Here is a 21,159-nt window from a genome sequence, read left to right on the forward strand (position 1 = left end):
CTGTGGAAAACTTAAGTCCCAGGGTGTGCAATGCATTATCTGTAATTACAAAAAATGGGTGCAGTCCGAACAACGAACTGCACCCAGAGGAATGCCTGTACAAGCTAATTCGCCTGCGCCTCAGCCTGAGCAATGTCATCAGGGCTAAGCGTGACACCCGTATACAGCCGGAACTGTTCAGCCGCCTGCAAAGCAATCACCTCACCGCCCGTGATAACCTCACGACCGGCAGCGCGAGCGGCACGAATCAGCGGGGTTTCCACAGGCATCGCCACAACATCGAAGACCACCGACGCCGCCTCAATCGTGGGTTGCGGGTACGCCAGCTGCTCACTCTCGGCACCGCCAGACATACCGATCGGGGTAACATTCACAATCACCGGGGCGGTAAGATCGCCGGGTTCAGGCGCCCACGCATACCCGTACCGGCGTGCAAGCGCCGTGCCCGCAGCCTCATTGCGGGCGATAATAGTGCCCGCCCGGAACCCAGCATCGTAGAAAGCACCCGCAACGGCCGCCGCCATGCCGCCCGAACCGCGCAGAAGAAACGGCAGCTTAGGATCAACAGCATGCGACTTCAGCAAGGAAGCTACCGCAATCACATCGGTATTGTAGGCGTGCAGGTATCCATCTGTATTGACGATAGTATTAACCGCCCCAATGACCTGCGCCGAATGATCGACCTCATCCATGAGCGGAATAACCGCCTGTTTGAAAGGCATAGAAACGGAGCACCCGCGAATACCCAGGGCGCGCACACCCGCAATAGCACCCTCAATATCCGTGGTTGTCATCGCCTTATACAGGTAATCAAGGCCGTGTTTCTCATACAGGTAATTGTGGAACTTAATGCCGTGGTTTGACGGCCGTCCCGACAGGGAAATGCAGACGGTCGTGTTCTTATTTAAAGCCGGACGCACCGGAGCCTCCTCATAAATAGCGGGCCAAAGGGTGGCTACGTGGCTACTGCACAGCCCCTTCCATGGCATTCCTAATCAGCTGAGCCGCCTGATTACGGGACTTCACATCAGCCACCACAAAGTGCACATCCCCCGTGTCAAGGGTAGGTACTACGGCGTTACCGTTGTTGAGGCTTTTCACATGCTCCTCAGCCTGAGGATCCTCCCAAATATTCACCCACGTGGCGTGATCGCCCAGCTCGCCCAGCTTAGAATCAAGACGCTCACAGAACGGGCACCCAGGGCGCCAATAAATCACCACACCACCATCGGCCATAACCTGCCGTGCCTGCTCCTGGGTGGACTGCTGACGTTCAAGCATTAAAGTTGCTCCTCAAAAAATAGTTCTCAAAACCGGTAAAGCCACCATTGTGACCCTCCCATCCGTACCGCACGGACCAACATAGAAAACACGGGGCGAAACCTAAAAATTCCGCCCCGTGTCCCCAATACAGGTTACTTACCGAACTTATCGGTCAGCTTCTGTACGTTCTCGTTCACAGCCTCGCCAGCCTTATCGACGTGCTCATCGGTGACAACTTCCTTGCCAGCCTTATCGTTCACAACGTCCTTGGCCTTATCCAGGCCCTGATCAACGCTGCCCTTAATATCAAAGCCCATCGTGAGGCTCCTTTCTGTGCGGTGCCGCCCCTCGGTGTGAGGACGGTGCGGTACATAAGTACCGTGGATTATTCTACCTTCTTGGTCACCGAAAATCTTCAGCGCAGTGCTTTAGCCCGCTAACGGGCACAACACCCGTGCAGGCTGGCGGCTAATCCCCGCAGGAACAGCCTTTGAGAGTATCCCCCTCACGCCCTAACGCGCTGCTGTGCTCAGGCCAGTCATGATCCGCCGCGAAACCAGCCACCATCGGCAAAAAACGCGGCTCGGCGAACCCGTGCTCAGCATACGCCTGCGCGACCGCCTGAGCCGCCTCCCCCAGCCGGTCGGTAGGTATTAAAGCCATCACCGCTCCCCCAAAACCACCGCCGACAATGCGCGCACCAAGCGCCCCATGCGCCAGGCACGCATCCACCGCCACATCAATCTGCGGACGCGAAACCCGCAGCTCATCACGCATCGACACAAAAGACTCCGTGAAAATACGGCCCGCCTCACCAAAAGCCGCCGCACCCAGAGAATCCGCATTTTTCAGCAGATAACTAGCCCGCCCCACAAGGGCCATATCGTGAAAGGCATGCCGCACCCACCCGCGCGGGAAATCAGCCGGAGTGCCGCGCTCCTCAAGCGCCGCCAATGCACGGTTCACCGAAGAATCCACCAGATCCAGGCGCCACTGTTTCGCTGCACGCTCCCCCAGCCCGGCACACGACAAATCCTGCGGTAGGGCATCCCGCAAAAAACGCAGCCCCAGCGCCTGAGCACACGATTCGGAGGCGGCACGCCGCACCGCAAACCCGCCGTCAGTCAGCTCGTGCGGGGTTTTCGTATCAATCACCAGAAAGCTCAGCCCATTCTCGGCGGCATTTACCCGCACCGGGTCAATCGAAAAATCACGGAAATCCACCACCAGCGCCTGCCCCGGCTTAGACCGCAGCGACGCCGTCTGATCCAAACCCCCAGTATGTGCCCCAGCCACCTTATTCTCGGCGGTAATGCACACCTGTGCTAGACGTGCCCGAAGCGCATCATTCCCCGGTGAACGGTCTGAAGGGAGCTCATCAGCCTCCGGGCACCCCGGCCGTAAAGGGCATGAAAGATCCAGCAGCGCCAGCGCCGTTGAGCACTCCAACGCCGCCGAGGAAGACAGCCCGCCGCCCACCGGCACCCGTGAATTAATCAGCAGGTCAGCACCGAAATCGGGTGGGAGAACAATATCGCGCCCACCCTCATGGTTCATTGCCCACGCAACCCCCGCCACGTATGTGAACCATCCCTTGAGGTGACCCGGCTGAATATCACGCACCACCACGGTTCGTTCATCACCGGGCATCTGTAATGATGAGGCCCGCAGCACGCCGTCACGCCGCAGTGACCCCGCCACATAGGTGCGGTACGGCAACGGCATGGGCATGCACGAACCGCCCAGAAAATCAATGTACTCCCCCAGCAGGTTCAGGCGTCCCGGTGCCGACCACACTCCGTCAGGTTCTCTGCCGTAGGTTTCAATGAACGCCTCACGTGCGCGGCGCACCTCCTGAGCGTGAACCGGAAGAGTGTCCCATTGGGGGGCAGCGGTGGTGGTCATAGAACCTCCGAGACGGAACCGAGTAGGAATGTGACTGGGATGTTAAACATTGTAGGAAAACAAATGGTTCTTGGTGGGGCACACGGCACTTCTGCTGCCACCGTAGTGCCACGCAATGCCCCATTAATATATAATATTTGAGGCATACATACTGGTCGGGGTGGTTTTGCAAGGGTAATTAGAGAGATTTAGGAACTATAAGCCAATTATAGAATCCACGGCACACTGCATATCCTCTCTGTACCGTTCCAATGCCTCAGAATATGTGTGTGCCCCCTCAGGATCCAGCAGCGGCAGAGTTTGCGCCTCCTCAATGAGGCTCAGCACAAGATGAGCTAATAGTCGGGCCTGACGCTGAGCCCGCTCCCCCGAAAAACCCAGCAGGTGCAGATCCGCGCTCAGCACACGCACCAGAACAACCGAGCCCGGATGCAACGTGAGAGCCAACCGGATCACTTCCGGGCACTCCCGAATAGGGTACAGTACTGAAAACAGGATCTCTCCGCGACGCATAAGACACGAACGCACCGCATCGGCTGAGCCAGCAGAACATGGAGCGTGTAACTGGTCTGGGGCGTGCGCTAGAATATAGTCGGACAGCAACACCAACAGATGCTGCTTCGAGCGCACATGATAGTACAAGGCGCCGGGTGCCACCTGCAGCTCGGAGGCCAATCGGCGCATCGACAAATCCGCCAAACCGTAGGTTGCCAGCACCTCGTAGGCGGTGTGAAGAATCTTATCGCGCGAAAGAGCCACACCCAATATTCTACGGGCCCCACACCCGCCGTTGAAGCGAATCATTCGCGCCTGAAGGTAATATTCGACAAATGAGCGGGAGAATAATCGCCGCTGGTGGCGTAACCCGGTGGGCACACACACTGAACGGGTGTTTAATATTCGGTATGAGCACTACATATTCCGAACTTGCCGAACGCATTATGTCCGGGCAAACCCTGAGCCGGGATGAAATACACGAACTAATCGTCACCAGCGACGGGCAAGACTTCGCCCTTATTGAGGCAGCCTCAGCTATCCGACGCCACGAATTCCGCAATATGATCGCGGTGCATACTGATGATGAAGAACTAGCGGCCGCGCTCGGCACTCGTTCTATCGCCATAGGCGGCTACGAAACACTGGATTTAAGCGCCGATATTGACTCTGAGGTGCTCGCGGATAAACTGGCGGAGCTCGGCGCGGGCAGCGCCACAGGTATTACCGTGAAACTCCCCGCTAACGCCGTACCTATGACCCTCATGCGGGTGCTTGCTATTACCCGCATGGCCGCCCCCGATAAAGTTCTTCATCTGCCCGACGGCTATGAAGAGGCGCTGCGTTCCCTCTCGTCACTGGCTATGCATATTGTTAGTGCCATCACGATTAGTGACGATATTGAGCGCTGGCCCATTATTAACGAAACCCTTAAAGCCCTCAAACACGGCGGTATTGTGATTGCTGGTGCCAGCGGGCAGGATGCGCTCGCTGGGTACCTGCGGTATCTCTCTGAGCTGGGGGTGGATTTAATGGGGTACCGTGAGGCCCGCGGTTCCGCGTGCGGCTCTGTCGATGGTGGCGGGTGCTGCGGTGGGCATGATCATGCTGAGTCTTCCGCCGAGTCTTCTGCGGGTGGTTGTGGCTGCGGCTCTGAAGGATGCGGGTCTTCCGCTCAAGCCTCTGAATCTGTTGAAGAGCCGCAACCTGCTGCGGCTAGCGCATCGCATGGGTGCGGCTGTGGTTCTGGCGGGTGTGGGGCGTAGGGGCAGTATCACACACAATAAATAGCTAAAAATGCATATATTTCCCCTCTGGATTAGGTATACTAATTTAGAGGGGAATAGCTATATTTTCAAAAAGCCATTTTTAGTATATTTCTAGCAAGACATATTTAGCTTGTGTGTGGGTTTGACTCAAGCGTGCGAGGCGGCAAAACCTTCCGCTGAACCTCCTGTACGCTTGAGCTAAGCACACACTTTAAACTCAAGGGGTTGATACTCGGGCCGATGCTATATCTATCCATCATTGTGCTGATCCTACTCGCCACCGTCATTATGGTGGGCGTTGGTGATCGGCTTAATTTGCCTTGGCCCGTTATGATGACAATCCTCGGAGTGGGTGCCCTGCTGCTACCTGACAGGCCGCACCTTGAGATTGACTCCGAAATTATTCTTCCGATCTTTCTGCCCCCGCTTCTGTGGGCTATTGGCGTGAAATTCTCGTGGGGAACTCTTAAACGCCGCTGGCGTTCGGTGCTTCTGTACTCGGTTTTGCTGACGACTGCCTCCGCCCTTGCTGTCGCCGGCAGCGCCATGTGGTGGGTTCCCGGGATGACCGTTGCGATGGCCCTGGCTATTGGTGCCGCAATCGCCCCGCCGGATCCGGTTGCTGTTGAGGCTGTAGCCGAGCCTGTTGGCATCCCCCGCCGCCTGATTGGCACTCTGCAGACCGAGGGTAGTTTTAACGACGCCATTTCTCTGGTGCTTTTTCACGCGGCAATTCACGCCATTGACCACCATGAGAAAGTGGACCCGCTGAAGGTTCTGTGGGATTTCTCCTTTGGTGCTGTGGTTGCTGTTGTGGTTGGCTATATTTTTGGTTGGCTTGGCGGATATGTGCGGCAGAAGGCTCACGGGACTGTGGCCCGCAGCGCTGTTACTCTCGTTATTCCATTTGGTGTGTACCTGGTTGCTGAAAGCGTGCATGCCTCGGGCGTGATTGCCGTTGTGATCGCCGCTGTGCAGTTTACGAGCACCAAGTATCTGGTGGCTCTGGAAGCCGAAGATCGCCTCTCAAATGCATCATTTTGGCAGGTTATTGAGCTGCTGCTGACCGGTTTGGCGTTCGGACTTATCGGTCTGCAGGCGAGCGAAATTATTTATCAAGCCGACTCCACCCGGCTGCTGAACCTGTTCTGCTACGGAACCCTCATTTCTCTGGTTGCTATCGCGGTGCGTCTGCTGTGGTTTGCTGCTGTTTGGATGCTGGGAAACCTGAAGAAAACCCCTGTGCATGAAGGGGCGCCGGGCACATTCGCTGAGGTTATTGTGATGACCTGGTCGGGGATGCGCGGGCTGGTAACCCTCATTTTGGCTCTTTCTATCCCCACTGTTGCGGGCACCGAGGAACTTCGTGCCGATTCGATTGTGGTGGTCATTTCGGTGCTGTTCTTCACGATGGTGCTGCCAGGCCTTACCCTGCCGTTCGTGGTGAATGTTTTGGGTGTTAAGGCGGATCATTCCGAAGATAACGCGGTCCCCGAGCTGTTGGAGCTGGCCCAGCACGCTGCCCTTGAGGTGCTGCAGGAGGAGGCCCGCGCGGCAAGCCCTGAGACATACCGACGGGTGAAAGATATGTGCACCGCAATCACCCGCCGCGACGACATTATTGAAAACCTGCCGGACGAATATAAGCCGAAGATGCAGGCGCTGAAGAACAGTCGCGAGGAGTACACGAGGCTGCGCGATGTGGCCATGACTGCCGCCCAGCACGAGGTGCTGTCCGCACAAGACCGGTACGACCCGAACGATGTGTACCGCGTGATTCGTAAGCTTGATATCCTCTCGCAGGCCGATACCATCCGCTCCAACAATAATTTTGTGCTCCCGGCGATGCCCGCCGGTGCGGTCGCTTTGGAACGTTACCGGCTTCTGCGGGAACATTTGGGCACCTCATCCATTCCGTTGGTTGAGAATGCGCCGTCATCACCACTGGTGACGAGCGTGGATTCCCGCGAGAAAAACTAGGTGGGGAACCGGCCAGAACCTCCCCCGGCGTCTTTTGGGCTACGCCCACGGAAATATTGAGGCGTCAGGGGCGATTTAAGCATTCAGAATCACATAGAATGAGAGAGTACGGTATGTCACCGAGTACCGTTGTAGCCCCGCTGTGAAGTTTGTGGAAAGTAGACATGGATTTTAAGAACCTCTCACCCGCGTACCTTAGCTCACTTGGCGCCGTCTTGGTGAGTGCACTCATGATTGGTTCCGGCGTCTCCTGGATGCTGTGGGTGGGGTGGCTTCTGCTGTTGCTGGCTGTGGGGCTGAATGTTTTTGCGCACCTGGTGACGGTTTCAAAGATGAAGGGTGAGCCAGCACCCGCGATGCTGACCAACCTTGAGCAGCGTTTTGAGGCGATGCGGGAGAAAGCCGCCGAACGCAGCGAAGAGCCGATTGAGGGGGAGCCCGATTTTGACGGTGACCCGCTGGATTCGGAAGCCACGGTTGAGCTGGGCTCTGAGACTCCAAAGAAGAAAAGCGTTTTGCCGTCGAAGATTGAGGATTCTCAGTCGTCGTCCCGCCCCACTGTGCGTTAGGGGAGCGGCGTGAACACTAGATTCCTGATTTCTCCCGCATATCTGCTCTCTATTGCATTGCTGGTTGCTGGTGCGGTTCTGAGCGGCAGCAGGTATATGCTTATCGGCTGGATGCTGTTCCTAGTTGGTGTGTTCCTGAACGCCATGACCCTGGTGATTTTGACAAATCGTGAGCAGCTGCGCCAGATTCGCCAGGCGCACCAGCATCAGAAGGAGCAGGCAGAGCGTGAGCAAACGGGGGAGAGTCCGCGTGAACCTTCTGCTAAAGAACTTGATGTTGATCCAGAGTCTCAGAAAGAAGATGCGGCCGAGCAGGATAATACACCGCAGCAGGGGAGTGAGTCTGAATCTGCATCTGATGTTAGCGCCGTAGCGGATGAGCCGCAGGATACCAACGCCGCGGATCATGAAGAGACCTCGCCACAGGAAAGCACTGCTGCGGCACAGGAGCAGGCTGATAGCCCAACTGACCGTGCGGCTGCGGCAGAGCAGAGAACAGCAGGTAATGCTCAGTCAGCACAGAATATGAGACGGTTAAAGAGCTCCCGCAAATCCCGTAAACCCCGGAAGAAATCGAGACGGTAGCAGGGGGCGGTCAGTAAAACCCCTTATCAAAGCACATATATTCTTTGTATTGAATTAAAAAATTAAAGAAAGAAACGGTGGGTGAGATGAGCGTGGTTGCTTATTTCACCCACCGTTGTCTGTGTGCTGGCGGCGGCTCTAAAAACTGGTGCTGCATTTCTTCCGAGGGCTGATCGATCCACTAGGCGGAGTGGCGATTGAGGGGTAGGGGAGAGGGCAGCGGGTTACAGCGTTGGAATTGACTCAAACTAACAGTGCATCCAGTTTGTACTTACTGCCTAATTTTGCTTAATATATCCTGATATCTGGAGAGTTACTAGGCGATCATGACTGTGATACTTCTCTAATCCCCGTAACACAGTATCTGCAACAACATCTGATCTCCATATTGAGTGTTTTGATGTCTGACACTTTAGTTGTTGTATAGGGGTGTTAAATTGTTATGGTGCCGTAGATTATTTCTGCATGATGGTATCAGCGAACCTCCCAGTTGACAGTGAATAGTTCATTGGTGGATTGTTCTACTTCTAGGGCTTGTGCAGCATTGTCAAGATAGGTGTCTGACTCATTGCGGAGTTTGTCGCGCTGGCGGCGGTATTCGTCGTCTGCCTCTTCGGCTCGGCGTCTCCATTGGCGTGCCTCGCGGGTGAGTTTGAGTTGTTCGGCTGTACTGGAGGCTTTGCGTGCAGCCTTAGTAGCGGTGGATTCTTTGGCGTGGAAGTCTCGAATCTTCGCGTCAAACGTAGCCTTAAGATCAAGGCGCGCAGCATCAATGAGAGCTTCTTGTTGCAGGTAGAAAATTGCGTTACGATCTTGCACGTCTTTGGCAAATTGACTTCGTAAAGCATCAATCGTTTCACTGAAACCATCGGTGTTCACGGCTTCCGGGGCTACGTTGATACAAGTGAGGTCAAAAAGGTCACGGATCTGCTCGTGGTCCATGGGCGTACCGTCTTCAAAGAAACCTGCCAACAACAAATAGGTCTCGCGTAGGTTCTGGTTACCAGCCTGCATGGTAAACGTCGTTTCGTGAACGGTGATCCGACCAGTCTTATTTCGTAGTCGCCTTGCTATGGCAGTAACACGCACTGAACCCTTGATCTGGAATGTGAGCCGAGCCGGGGGTGTCTTGTGCTTTTTTGCGGAGTCAACCACCCATTGACACAGTTCACTGGAGTACCTGTACTGGTGGGCACCCTTGCGTGGTTCGGTCTTGAAGAAATACTCTCCAACGGTGATGTTGGGTGTGGGAGGCTGAGTGAGCGTGAACTGTGTAGCGGTGTCGTTGAAGGTGGCGATACCAGACAGCTCATAGCGCGTAAGGGCAATGAGAAGTCGCTCGAAAGCGTTCAAGACGACGCCAGTTTGAGTATCGTAGGACTTGAGTTTATCGCGGACCTTTGGATCAAGATTGTCGAAAACCTTCTTGCGCGTTCGCTTCATCTCTCGGTTGATCTGAGAGGCATAGCGCGCTTCAAGATCAGTAAACGCGGCGTCAATCTGCTCGGCGGTGGTACATCGCTCCAAAATCGCAGCAACATTTTTCTCAAAATCCAGGCCGTCCTCGATTTGCCCGAGTACTTCGTCTGAAGCTCCAAACACGGAGGTGAAGAGCTGGAATTTTTCGGTGAGTAACTGAAGGATGCGTTCTTCGGCAAGGTTGCCTTTGTTGGAGAAGTTTACAACGACAACATTATGTTTCTGTCCAAAACGGTGTACGCGGCCAATTCGCTGCTCAACGCGCTGGGGATTCCACGGCAGGTCGTAGTTGACTAGCATTGAACAGAATTGCAGGTTGATGCCTTCGGCGGCGGCTTCGGTGGCAATCATGAGGCGCCCGCGCTGACGGAACTCATCAACGAGAGCTTTGCGCCGATCAGCGGCAGGTATCCCAGTGACGAGGTCACTGCCACTGTTCTCCTCCAGCCATTCCCGATAAATTGCGTTGGCTTTGGCGTTGGTGTTGGTGCCGTTAAACAAGACAAGCCCCTCACCCCAACCTGCCTCTGCCAGGGAGCGTGCCAGATATTTCTGGGTGACGGTGGAATCGGTGAAAATAATCGCTTTCTCAGGTGCGCCGATCTCGCGTAGTTTTGCAAAGCCTTGCTCAAGAGCATCAACCAGCTTGACGGCTTTCTGGTTGACAGTAATGGAGCGTGCGAGTGCAGCGTAGTCACGGAGTTCCTGTGCCTCGGCTAGCATCTCAGCGTGTTCCCGATCCCCAACAGATTCGGGCGAGGCGGATGTGTTGTTGGCTTCCTCCCGCTCCTCACTGGTCAGATCTGGATCTGCGATGAACGCTCCAGCGTCGTTGCGGCGTTTACCACTATTTGCCTCAGCCTCCAGACGATTCGCGATGCTCTCCAACGTGGAAGCTACCGCGTAGGAAGACGAACCGAGACGTTTACGGAGAATGAGAGCAGATAGGTGGCGTTGAGACTTAGCGAAAGCCCACAGAAACGGCCGTTGCAAGTAGGAATTGATGAACTCATAGAGTTGGATCTCATCCTCACTGGGGGTGAAGGCAACGGTCAGTGGCATTCGGGTGGTAAAGCGAATGTATTTATTCGCGTCCTTTCGAAGGGTTCGCTTTGCGATCTGTGCAACCCTAGCTGCAAGGTCATCATTGCCCACCCCGTCGGGGTTGTTGATATAGCGTTCTTTGAACGTTTCCAAAGAGCGGAAATAGTCGGGAGCGAACACGCTCACCAACCCATATAGTTCCTCAAGCCGGTTTTGTAATGGAGTAGCCGTGAGCATGATGGTTTTTGTCGCACCACGGCAGATCCTTGCGACATTCGATGCAATTTTCGCCTGCCCGTTCCAATAGGAGCGCAGCCGGTGCGCCTCATCACATACCACTAGATCCCATGTACGTGTGAGACTAACGTGTTGAGAATTTGCGAACTCATAAGAGCAGATAAGAATCTGTGCTTGTGTGCCCGATTTGTTGAGTTCATCAAGGCTGCCGCGTTCCAACAGGAACGCAGGTAAGGCAAATTTCTCGTTGAGTTCCTGCCTCCACTGCTGACGCAAAGATGACGGCGCAATGATTAAGATACGGCGCTTTTGCTCAGCCCAATACTGGCTGATCACAATTCCAGCCTCGATGGTTTTCCCAAGGCCCACCTCGTCGGCCAAAATCACACCAGAAGTAAACGGGGTTTGCAAAGCAAATAACGCGGCGTCGACCTGGTGGGGCTTGGGCTCTACCTGTGCATCAAACAACAACCCGGCTAGGCGACCCACATGGTCGGAAGCATAGGAACGGTCGAGTTCATGGGCGTAGAACTTGGCCTGATAGTCGCTGAGAGCACCAGCATTTACCTCCATTTAGATACCCCATCGCTCAGGTGCACTGACTTTGTAGTCCACGCCAATGGCTTGGAAATGTTTGATTGCAGCGTTGATTTTTGCGTTCTCACTTGGGCGACGTTTGTTCGGATCCAGACTGCTCTTGGTTTCGCGGATCAGATAGAGGTGTTCAGTTCCGTCTTCGATCTTGATGATCGCCCAGTCTGGGTTGTAGTCACCAACTGGTGTGGGAATACGAAACTTGTCAGGCAATTTCATAAACAGTTTGATGTCCTCCCGCCCATCCAGGTACTGGGCGAACTGCCGCTCCACCGCGGAGTCCAACACAACGTAGTTGAAGTCGGTTTTCTCCGTGTGCGTGACCTTGTAGAGCTGATCAATGAACCGGTCTTTCTCGTCTAAGCCATCTGCCTGCAGTTCACGAAGCTCATAGATGCTGCCTCCAATTGGCTCGTATTGGATGCCATTAATGAGAGCATGGGCCAGCTCGGTTTCAATGCAGTCTGTGACCATCTTGATGTAGTCATTAGGGTTTGTGAGGAACTCGCCCAAACGATCTGATCCAAGCAGGATATCGATAATAGTCTTACGTGTCAGAGAGGTTGTCTTCTGGAGCTGCATAATGATGTCAGGGAGGGGATAGGATTCCTTGAGAACCTCATTGCGTAAATCGAGAATAGATCCTTTAGGGCCGCCACGGGTCAGTTCCAGTCCTGTGCGGGTCACTTGAATTCGGATCGGGTCAATGGGCGGGGCTTCCTTGATGCGTGCCACGCACCGCTGGACCAAGTCGGTACGGTTCAAGCTTACCCGGTAGGTCGTGCGGCTAGTGATCTTCTCCCAGAACTCTTCGAACTCGGGAGTGGCGTACACCTGTTTGTTGAGTTTACGGACCACTCGCTTGCGTTTGGGTTTAACTATGGTCTCGATCTTGCAGCCATTAACAATGTTGATGATGTCATCTTCGTAGTCTGCGTATTGAGCGGGCAGGTCAAGTGTGAAATTGAGCTGTTCAGGAACCCAGGTGCCCATGACTTCACCGGAATCATTGATATAACCACGATCATGCAAGAACTTCCAGATCTTACCCGAGCGCCGCGAACCCAACCTGGATTCTTTACCGTCTTCCATGATGGGTAGGTGGGCGAACTCCGTATGCCGCACAAACCCGATCGCCACACCCGCCTTCGTATATTCATCTTGAAGGGCAGCAGCAAACGCCTGATATGACTCATTGGCCACCACGGTTAGCTGCGCAAGTCCACGGTCGGAAACCCGCTCACCTTCTTGGTTGACGGGTAGACGCAGGCCACGCCCAATGGTCTGGCGACGCTCAGTCTCCGAGGCCATGTCACGTAGCGTGCAGATTTGGAACACGTTGGGGTTATCCCAACCCTCACGCAAAGCTGAATGAGAGAAAATGAAACGTACCGGCTCATCCATACTCAAAAGCCTGGCCTTATCCCGCATAATCAATTCGTAGGCATCATCATCGGCTTTCGTCTTACCTGATGAATCTTTGAACACCATTGGCGCGCCTTTACCTTTGCCTTTCATTTGAGCAAAATAGCCTGAGCGCGCCTGAAGCGGATCGGCGGGTAGAAAACGTGCAGCCTTAGGGCACTTCGCCAGTTCCTCGCGGTAAAGCTCGTCAAACCAGCTGGCAAAATCCCCGTTTGCATCTAGATTGTTATTCCCGGATCCAAGGTAGGATGCGACCTTGTCGATGAAGAAAAGGGAAAGAACTTTGATGCCACGGTCATGGACCTGGAGTTCCTTGCGAATGTGTTCCCGGATAGTTTCGCGGATCATTTCACGGAATACAGCATCCTGGTTGGAGCCGACTGCCTCACCAACCCCCAGGATCCTGTAGTTCGAGAGTTCAATCTGTTCGAGAGCGATGCTGATATTACTGATACGCCAGTTACCCTCATATGCTGGGTTGCCACCCGACAAGCGCTCCAGATCATCCCCCTGAGATGCCTTCACCTTGCGTTTAGCATAGGAGCCGTCCTTTTTTCGACACACTAACTCCAATTTCGCACTATACGTTGGTTCTCTACGCACCTCTAGCAGCTTCACATATGGCTTAGCGGTGTTACCGAGCTCCTGGGTGTCAGCGACCACGATGGTTTTCACTAGACCTAAGTTGTGAGCATCCAATGGATCAAGGCGGTACACCACGTTGCGAGTGGTGCGGTGGGTTGCTGAGTAGCGCAACGTACACAACGGATCCAGCTCTGCGACTGCTGACTGTGCGAGCAGAGATTCCATGTTCTGCGGCTCGTCCATGATGATAATCGGGCGGGTGGCACGCAGATAGTCCAGCGGACGCAGACCTGCAAGTTTATCCCGACTCTGGTGGACGATGCGAGTGTTTTTATCCCCGCGCAAGGAATCAATCGTCATCACCAAGAATTGCAAGCTCGTGGCAGTGGCAAAGTCGCGCACTTCTTCGGCTCGTTCACCCGCATATACTGTGGCATTCATGTTGATTTCTGGATACAGGTGTTGAAAATGCTTGCGCATCAAGTTGATAGAGGTTTTTACACCTTCACGGATCGCAACTGAGGGTACCAAGATAATGAACTTGGTGAACTGGTAACGCTTGGCCAGCTCGAATGCGGTGCGCAGGTAGACGTAGGTTTTGCCCGTACCAGTTTCCATCTCAATGTCAAACTGCAGGCCATCAACCAACTCATCTGTAACGTCTAGACCATTGCGGTCTTGCACATGGCGGAGATTAGACAAGATCGTGCTCTCATCCAACACCAGATTATTTCCTACAGCGTCAACTTCGGTCGCAATATCAAACTCGCGTTGACCGGAAATTTCACGCTGGTCAATCAGGGACGGCTGAGTAGGAAGCAGACTGGAAGAAGTTATTAACTGATCCGCATCTGCTGGCTGACTATCGAAGAGATCAGTGACCGCGTCGATAGCTGATGCCTGATAAGGCTGGTGGGGATCAAACTGAAAACGCATCGAAACCCATACCCCCTTACGCGGTCCACAAGTCCACGTTGCTAGTGCGGCATTCTTGCACTAGGTTCGTCTTTAGTTCGTCGTCGCCCTGGAAAGCATCTTCTAGGATGACGAGGCGTTCGGGTTCGAGAGCGACGAGCGATCGCAGCTGCTCCAGTGTGGGTTTCTTATGTTCATTGAGGTAAGCCATCACTAAGCCATCCGCGACGCTGAAGGCATGTAAACCAGCCACGTCCACGCTCGTGACCTGTTCTGTGAGGGAGAATCCGAGTTTGAGCAGAATCTCAGTTAGCAAGGCTTCTGGTTGAGCATTGCCATCGGCTGATTCCTCCATCTGCGCAAACAAATCGAAAAGCTCTTCCTCGTGCAAAGAAGAATCGGCACGCCATTTCGTGAAATTTGTATCCACTAACTTGTATGCGCGGAAACCCACATCCAAGCTCTCGGCCTGCCCATCCAATTTCGAGACTTCCTCCTCAAGGATTTTTTTACCAGCACGTCGAATGCGTTCACGCGTAATCTCCGAGATCGTCTCATAACCAGCCTTGCGAGCCTCAGACTTCTCATTCGTAGGCTCAGGCAACTGAACGGAAATGCAATGCCGAGTCCCGCCGTCCTCAGCGTTCAATGCCATGACTGCATGAGCTGTCGTACCTGAACCAGCGAAGAAATCAAGGACGAGGTCATTCTGCTCTGTAGTCATGGTTATGAGAGTTTGGAGGATATGCTCATCCTTGGGGAAATCAAAGACTTTGCTTCCCATGAGCTTGGTGAGGCGCTTTGTTGCAGCTCGTCCATCCTGATAAAAAACGCTATAGGGAGTTTCAAGTTCAGTATCTTTCAGATAACGTTTAAACGTCGGAACCGCACCTTCATCCTTACCGAACAGTACGCGATCAGCACGAATGTGTTCATCCATTACTTGCTTCTGGAAAAGCCATCCTCTGGAGGGGATCTTGACAGGTTTACCAGTGACAGGATGCAGCACTGGGTACTTCGGGCCACCACCACCTGGCCATGAAATATTATCGGCAAAGTAGACACCCTGGGCATCGATTCGAGAATAGTGCTTATGTCGTTTTGACTCATTACCGTCAGCAAGACTTCGGAACCAGGCTTTCAGGGCCTGTGAAGCTGCATTGTAGTCGTGGCCTTGTTCCTGAACGATTCTCTCTGTCGCTTTGTAAATCTCATCGAGTCCTTTCTTTCGGATTTTCCAGGTGATCCCCTTCTCCGCCAGAATCTTGCGGTTTCGTGCGTAGCACAGGATGTACTCGTGGGATGCAGAGATGAATTTCGAGTCATTTTTCCTGCCCGCTGCCCAAATCATCGAACCCATCAAATTGTCTTCGCCGAACACCTCGTTGCAGATTTGCTTCAACGTTCCAATTTCGGTTTCGTCGATAGAGATAAAAATAGCGCCTTCCTCCCGCAGCAAATTCTTTGCCAGCTTCAGGCGCGGATACATCATATTAAGCCAGTTCGAGTGGAAACGTCCTGCCGATTCGGTGTTGGTGGAGAGTTTGCCATCGCCATCACGCTGACCGGTTATATCCAGATAGGTGCCAATAGGATCCACGTAGTCGTCTTTGTAGACCAAGTCTTTTCCCGTGTTATAAGGCGGATCAATATAAATCATCTTGATCTTGCCGTAGTAATGCTTCTGAAGGATCTTCAGGACTTCCAGGTTGTCCCCTTCAATGACCACGTTCTGCGTGTTCTCCCAGTCCACCGAGTTCTCATGGTCGGGTGCAAGTGTGGCTGTGGTTGGAGTCTGAGCGGCCCTGATCGCTTGCGTTTTACCTGGCCAGAACAACCCAAAACGCTCAACTCCTGTTGCTGCATCTTCTCCCAGCACTGTCTGAAGCGCGGTGATGTCGACCTTTCCATCCATAATGATCTCTGGGAACAGCTCTGCCAGTTTCTGTGCAGCGTCAGTCTGGAAATTGGGGGAGCCGCTCGGGATTTTATTGATCTGGTCACTCATTGTGTACTCCGTTAAACCTTTGGTGAGGGATTGGGATGTCATGGTGGGCAGGTATCAGGTTACTTTCTCCCATATATTAACATGTCTATTCAATAGCTTTCCCATCATCTGGGGGCAATATCAACCTCGGTAACTCACTCAATCCGTTTATCGACAGACGGATTCATGATCGCTTTCATTACTTACAACAACTGCACTCTCTCCAAAGAAATTATGCGGTTCACCCATCAAAAGCATCCTGTACATACTCGTTATGTCGCGTGCAACCCATCTCCGTGCGCCAACTACGCCATACTTCCAACCTAATGGAAGTAATAAGTATTCTGGAACCCTAATATACAACTATTACATGAGGATGTTCCAGGGGTGATATACCAGAGCTTAAAGCCGGGATGATGCGTAGTCGGCATGCTCCTGCACACGCTTGCGCGCATCCTTCGTCAGCGCCTTATTCTCCTTCAGGATGCGCCCGGCATTTTCCGCCATAAACTCTAAATACTGCTGATCGCGGGTTTTGCGCCAGGCTGTGCGCGCCGCATCCAGCTGCGCAAAATCGCGGGAGATCTGCCGCTGCATGGTGTAACGAACCCACATGAGCACCAGCACCACACCCAGCGGAATCAGGCAGAACCAACTATTCCACAGGACGTAAATACCTATCGCCAACGCGGCGAGCGCCAGTTGAATCGGGGCGATAGACACAATATCACTTCTACGCTCGCGCTGGTTCTTCACCAAAGACTCACGAGCGGCCTGCCGAAAAATCTCGCCAAAACTCTCGGGATTGCGCTCTTTATTCGTTGAAGACATTCACCATTCACCCCGTTTTAACAATCTATAGATATTGTTTTTAGAAAAGTTTCACGTGAAACGCAGAATCTACGCACCCAACGAAGAGCCGATAAATTCCCACGCATGATCCACCGAAACCTCGGTGCGCGCCTTCACATCATCCGGGGAATAGCTGAACGACGCCGCATGATCCGCCCACTCGTGCATGGGTACATCGTTCCAGGAATCCCCAATCGTATAGGTTTCATACTCGACAGGTTTCAGATACTCCACAAGCCACGCCAGCCCGGTCGCTTTTGTGCACCGCTGGGGCACAATATCCAGAAAATCCTGGTTCTTGTGACAATCCACTGAATCACCGAACTCTTCAAGAATCCAGCGGTAGGCGCGCTCGCGAGCATCATCCTCAGGAATCCATAGGGGCACACCCACATAATCTTGGGTATCAATCTCGGACTCAGCCAGCGGCAGGAACTCGGGCAGAATATTAGTCGAAGACCCCACATTATCCGCCAGACGATAATCATGGGTTAAAGTCGTTGCAAAAAGAGCGACCCCCGGCTCCTTTGTGAACCGCTCATAGCAGGCGTGCACCACCGCAAGCGAAAGAGTTTGCGCGTGGAGGATATTGTACTCGGCATCGGTCACAACAGCGCCGGTGTACAGCACGTTGTAATCGAAGGTAACATCAGCTGTATCAAGGGCAAGTTTCGTGGCGAAAATACTTTTCCCGGTCGCGCACACCGCAATATTCCCGGCCTGCTGCCAGCGGTGAATAGCCTGTACATTCGCGGGCTCGATCTCCCGGTCAAAGAGCAGAGTTCCATCCAAATCGAATGCCATCAGTTTTTTCATGGGATTCCTCAGGTCTGTGTGGTGGTTAAAAATCACGGGATGCGCGCCCGGTACAAAAGTCTACCGGAGCACGCATCCCGCTGGTTTGCTTGTGGTCACGCAAGTTTACTGGGGGAGTGCCAAGAACCCAAGGTAGGCACCAGCAATACCGACGGCGAAGAGGCCGAAGATAATCCAGATGGCGTTAACCCTCTTGCGCAGCAGCCACATGCACAGGAAGCATAGGCCCAGTGCCGCAAGCCCCGGCAGCAGCTGGTTGAGGATAGACTGGACGGTCACATCCACGTGTGTACCGTCAGCTTGTTCGTATTCCGTGAGCTTGAGCGGAATGTTGATGCTCGTCCACCGGTACACCAGTGCACCCATCACGAACAAGCCCATGACCGATGCGCCTTGAGTAATTTTCTGCAGCGTGTTTCCGCCTGCATCGCCCACGATTTGGGTGCCTTTTTCGTAGCCGTACTGGAAACCGTACCAGCGGGTGGCCCAGCGGATCGCGGTCATTCCGAAGAAGAAGATGAGCGGCCCCAGAATATTGCCCGAAATTGCGAAGGAGGCGCCGATAGCCGCCAGCACGATGCGCGCGGTGCCCCAGTAAATCGGGTCGCCTACGCCCGCGAGCGGGCCCATCAGGCCAACCTTCACGTTGGTGATGGCGGCATCGTCAATGCCTTCTTTACCGGCTGCTTTTTCACGTTCCATTGCGGCAGTCACACCGATAATGGGGGATGCCACCCACGGCTGGGTGTTGAAGAATTCCAGGTGACGGGTGAGCGCCTCCGCCTGGTCTTCTTTCCTGGTGTAGAAACGCTTAATCGCGGGAATCATGGAGACCGCGAACCCAATGGACTGCATGCGTTCGAAGTTAAACGAGCCGAGCAGGAAGGTGGAGCGGATGTACGTATTAATCTTGTCGCCCTTGGTGAGGTCGGGAACCTCGGTGGTGACTTTTTCTTGAGTGTTCTCAGTCATGGTTCTCTCCTACTCAAGCTCGTTGTCGAGGTCGTTAGCTGGGCGTGCGGCTGCCGGTGCCGCCTGGCTCTTATGAAATATGGGGTTGAGCTGGGTGTACAGCAGCCCCAGGCATGCCCCGATAATGCCGATAGCCACCAGGTCAAGCTGCGCCTGGCCGGTGAGAGTAGCGGTGAGGTTTCCCATAACGTCGGTATTGACACCATTGAGTTTAACCGTCTGAGAGACGGGGATAGCGGCCGCTGTAATGAACCCGAGGAAGAAGAACGGCATGAGGGCTTTTGACCTCATCATATTAATAACCATGGCGAAACCAACCACCGTGATCATGCCGCCAGCGATGCGCAGGCCCGTGGTAATTTCACCCGGGATGGAATCCAGCCAGCTTTTAATAGTGTCAGCGTTAATGAGAGAGACCACTGCGGTGGGAATAGCCACACGCAACCCTTGCAGCGCCATGCCGCTCATGTGCATGAGCTCAATACCACGGAAATTCGCTGTCTGCGCGAACCTGTCGGCTTGGTGCTGGAAGAACACAGTAATGGTGCGCACGAAAATGGTGAGCACCTGCCCGGTTGCGGCGATCGGAACGGCAACAGCGATACCTTGAGCCACATCAAGGTGACCGTGAATCACCACAACTGCTGCGATGGTGGAGGCTAGGGCTGCATCGGGTGCCATTGCCGCACCCACGTTCATCCACCCGAGGGCGATTAGCTCAAGGGTGCCGCCCACGATAATGCCGGTGCCCGGGTCGCCCAGCACAAAACCCATGAGGGTACATGCCACTAGGGGACGGTGGAACTGGCGTTCATCCACCACGGATGCGACACCCGCAATGAACGCCACCACAATGACGAGAATAAATGCGAGGGGACTCATGAGGCGAGGCCTTTCTCTTTCAAAATTTTTGCCATATCGACGGGGGAGTGGTTAGGAAGCTGCTGCACGTACAGTTTGACGCCACGTTTGAGAAGCTCACGGTATGCGTCGAGGTCTTCTTCAGATGCGTAAACCGCCTCAGAAAGCTGCGTCATACCGGTTTTGTAGGTTACGCCGCCAACATTGACCTCTGGAATTTCAACGCCTTCATCTAGCAGACGCACCACATCGACCGGGGATTCGAGCACAAACATGGTTTTCATGCCGGTGTACTTGGGATTGTTGTATACGCGCCCCGCTTTAGCAATATCGAGCACATTGGTTTTGACTCCGGCAGGCGCCACCTGCAGCAGCAGACTCTTGCGGAGGTTGTCGTGGGCGGCTGCATCCGATGCGGCAATAAAGGTTTGCGGTGCCACATAAGGAACCCAGGTGCCCGCGACCTGCCCGTGAATAAGGCGGGAGTCGATGCGCGTGAAAATAGCGTCCATATGCCCGCCTTCAACCTGCTGTTCTGCTGGTATTTCCGGTGCCGCCGGTGTTTCGGTGGGTTTTGTCTCTGCGGCAGGTTTTTTGTCCTGTACCGGTTGGTTGGCCTCTTGGAAAGAGCGAATACCTTTCACGCCCGCCTTATGGGCTTTGGCGACCAGGCCCTTGAGAGTCGCATTTTTGCGACCGGCGCTGCTGATGACTTCAATGAGCATCGGCACGTTGACGCCCGCGACAACATCAATATTTTCGTGTTCTGCCGCGAATCGGGCACCCGCATTATAGGGACTGCCGCCGAAGAGATCGACGAGAATAAGGGTTTCTTCAGATCCTGCTTCCGCAACGATGTGCGTGTACTCTTCGATCAAATCTTCCGGACCCTGCCCAGGAAGAAATGTCACCGGATACACGTTATCGAGGTTTCCGAGGATCATGCTGGCGGTCTTCAGAAGAGCGGGCGCTGACTCCCCGTGTGCCGCCACAATGATAGTGACCATGATAGCTTTCTTAATTGAACGAACAGTGTGTGTTGTGCCCCTTGTGAGGGCAAGACCCTTTCAGAATATCACGGTATATCATCAAAATGAGAGATATAGCATAGTGGTACGCCGGTATTTTTAATGACATAATGTCACATATTTAATAATAGTCTTTTAGACTGGAAGACGGGGCCTCTAGCCCGCCGTGTAGGCGATGTTGCCGGGGGGAGCATGGGTCTGTTGATATTTATCTCTACACCCATTTCACCGTAGATATAAAAGTAAAATATACATTTTCTATATTATTTCTGATAAGTTTAATAAAATCTATCTAATTA

General features: G+C 53.8%; 17 protein-coding genes. 4 read left to right on the forward strand and 13 right to left on the reverse strand.

What is annotated here, in order from left to right; translation table 11 throughout:
- Positions 1-104: 104 nt before the first annotated feature.
- From D8M41_RS09315 to D8M41_RS09335, 5 genes are all read right to left on the reverse strand, one after another.
- Positions 105-920, reverse strand: a complete 816-nt coding sequence (locus D8M41_RS09315) for a shikimate 5-dehydrogenase (RefSeq protein ID WP_006888431.1) — start codon at positions 918-920, stop codon at positions 105-107.
- Positions 921-963: 43 nt separating this feature from the next.
- Positions 964-1,281 carry a glutaredoxin domain-containing protein gene (locus D8M41_RS09320; protein WP_126499366.1) on the reverse strand — a complete coding sequence of 106 codons (318 nt, stop codon included), beginning with the start codon at positions 1,279-1,281 and terminating at the stop codon, positions 964-966.
- A gap of 134 nt (positions 1,282-1,415) precedes the next feature.
- Positions 1,416-1,580 carry a hypothetical protein gene (locus D8M41_RS09325; RefSeq protein ID WP_037237200.1) on the reverse strand — a complete coding sequence of 55 codons (165 nt, stop codon included), beginning with the start codon at positions 1,578-1,580 and terminating at the stop codon, positions 1,416-1,418.
- Between the two features lie 151 nt (positions 1,581-1,731).
- Positions 1,732-3,168: a galactokinase gene (locus D8M41_RS09330; RefSeq protein WP_126926869.1), complete on the reverse strand. Its 1,437-nt coding sequence runs from the start codon at positions 3,166-3,168 to the stop codon at positions 1,732-1,734.
- 195 nt (positions 3,169-3,363) lie between these two features.
- Entirely contained in the window at positions 3,364-3,927 is a 564-nt protein-coding gene (locus tag D8M41_RS09335) for a TetR/AcrR family transcriptional regulator (protein ID WP_037237202.1), read from the reverse strand.
- Between the two features lie 146 nt (positions 3,928-4,073).
- Between D8M41_RS09335 and D8M41_RS09340 the strand changes: the two genes are divergently transcribed.
- From D8M41_RS09340 to D8M41_RS12015, 4 genes are all read left to right on the forward strand, one after another.
- The gene (locus tag D8M41_RS09340; protein WP_126926870.1) at positions 4,074-4,928 is read left to right on the forward strand and encodes a biotin synthase; all 855 of its coding nucleotides are present in this window, start codon (positions 4,074-4,076) and stop codon (positions 4,926-4,928) included.
- 243 nt (positions 4,929-5,171) lie between these two features.
- A complete protein-coding gene (locus D8M41_RS09345) occupies positions 5,172-6,911 on the forward strand; it encodes a cation:proton antiporter (protein WP_006888640.1) in 1,740 nt (579 codons plus the stop codon).
- A gap of 164 nt (positions 6,912-7,075) precedes the next feature.
- Positions 7,076-7,480: a hypothetical protein gene (locus tag D8M41_RS09350; RefSeq protein ID WP_037237213.1), complete on the forward strand. Its 405-nt coding sequence runs from the start codon at positions 7,076-7,078 to the stop codon at positions 7,478-7,480.
- 9 nt (positions 7,481-7,489) lie between these two features.
- On the forward strand, positions 7,490-8,065 hold the full coding sequence (locus tag D8M41_RS12015) for a hypothetical protein (RefSeq protein WP_236588822.1): 576 nt from the start codon (positions 7,490-7,492) through the stop codon (positions 8,063-8,065).
- Positions 8,066-8,539: 474 nt separating this feature from the next.
- On the opposite strand, the gene D8M41_RS09360 is transcribed toward D8M41_RS12015, so the two are convergent.
- The 8 genes from D8M41_RS09360 to D8M41_RS09395 all read right to left on the reverse strand — a co-directional run bounded on the left by D8M41_RS09360 (position 8,540) and on the right by D8M41_RS09395 (position 20,839).
- Positions 8,540-11,398 carry an SNF2-related protein gene (locus tag D8M41_RS09360; RefSeq protein ID WP_126926871.1) on the reverse strand — a complete coding sequence of 953 codons (2,859 nt, stop codon included), beginning with the start codon at positions 11,396-11,398 and terminating at the stop codon, positions 8,540-8,542.
- Positions 11,399-14,365: a restriction endonuclease gene (locus D8M41_RS09365; protein WP_126926872.1), complete on the reverse strand. Its 2,967-nt coding sequence runs from the start codon at positions 14,363-14,365 to the stop codon at positions 11,399-11,401.
- A gap of 16 nt (positions 14,366-14,381) precedes the next feature.
- On the reverse strand, positions 14,382-16,352 hold the full coding sequence (locus D8M41_RS09370) for a site-specific DNA-methyltransferase (protein ID WP_126926873.1): 1,971 nt from the start codon (positions 16,350-16,352) through the stop codon (positions 14,382-14,384).
- 381 nt (positions 16,353-16,733) lie between these two features.
- Positions 16,734-17,162 carry a hypothetical protein gene (locus D8M41_RS09375; protein ID WP_126926874.1) on the reverse strand — a complete coding sequence of 143 codons (429 nt, stop codon included), beginning with the start codon at positions 17,160-17,162 and terminating at the stop codon, positions 16,734-16,736.
- Between the two features lie 69 nt (positions 17,163-17,231).
- Positions 17,232-17,999 carry an HAD family hydrolase gene (locus D8M41_RS09380; RefSeq protein WP_126926875.1) on the reverse strand — a complete coding sequence of 256 codons (768 nt, stop codon included), beginning with the start codon at positions 17,997-17,999 and terminating at the stop codon, positions 17,232-17,234.
- Positions 18,000-18,104: 105 nt separating this feature from the next.
- Complete coding sequence (locus D8M41_RS09385) at positions 18,105-18,971, reverse strand: PTS system mannose/fructose/sorbose family transporter subunit IID (protein WP_126926876.1); 867 nt, start codon at positions 18,969-18,971, stop codon at positions 18,105-18,107.
- 9 nt (positions 18,972-18,980) lie between these two features.
- On the reverse strand, positions 18,981-19,853 hold the full coding sequence (locus D8M41_RS09390; protein WP_023133431.1) for a PTS mannose/fructose/sorbose transporter subunit IIC: 873 nt from the start codon (positions 19,851-19,853) through the stop codon (positions 18,981-18,983).
- On the reverse strand, positions 19,850-20,839 hold the full coding sequence (locus D8M41_RS09395; protein WP_126926877.1) for a mannose/fructose/sorbose PTS transporter subunit IIA: 990 nt from the start codon (positions 20,837-20,839) through the stop codon (positions 19,850-19,852). Before D8M41_RS09395 ends, D8M41_RS09390 begins: the two co-directional genes overlap by 4 nt.
- Positions 20,840-21,159: the final 320 nt, after the last annotated feature.

This window comes from Rothia sp. HSID18069 (genome assembly GCF_003989155.1).
GTDB classification, from domain to species: domain Bacteria; phylum Actinomycetota; class Actinomycetes; order Actinomycetales; family Micrococcaceae; genus Rothia; species Rothia aeria.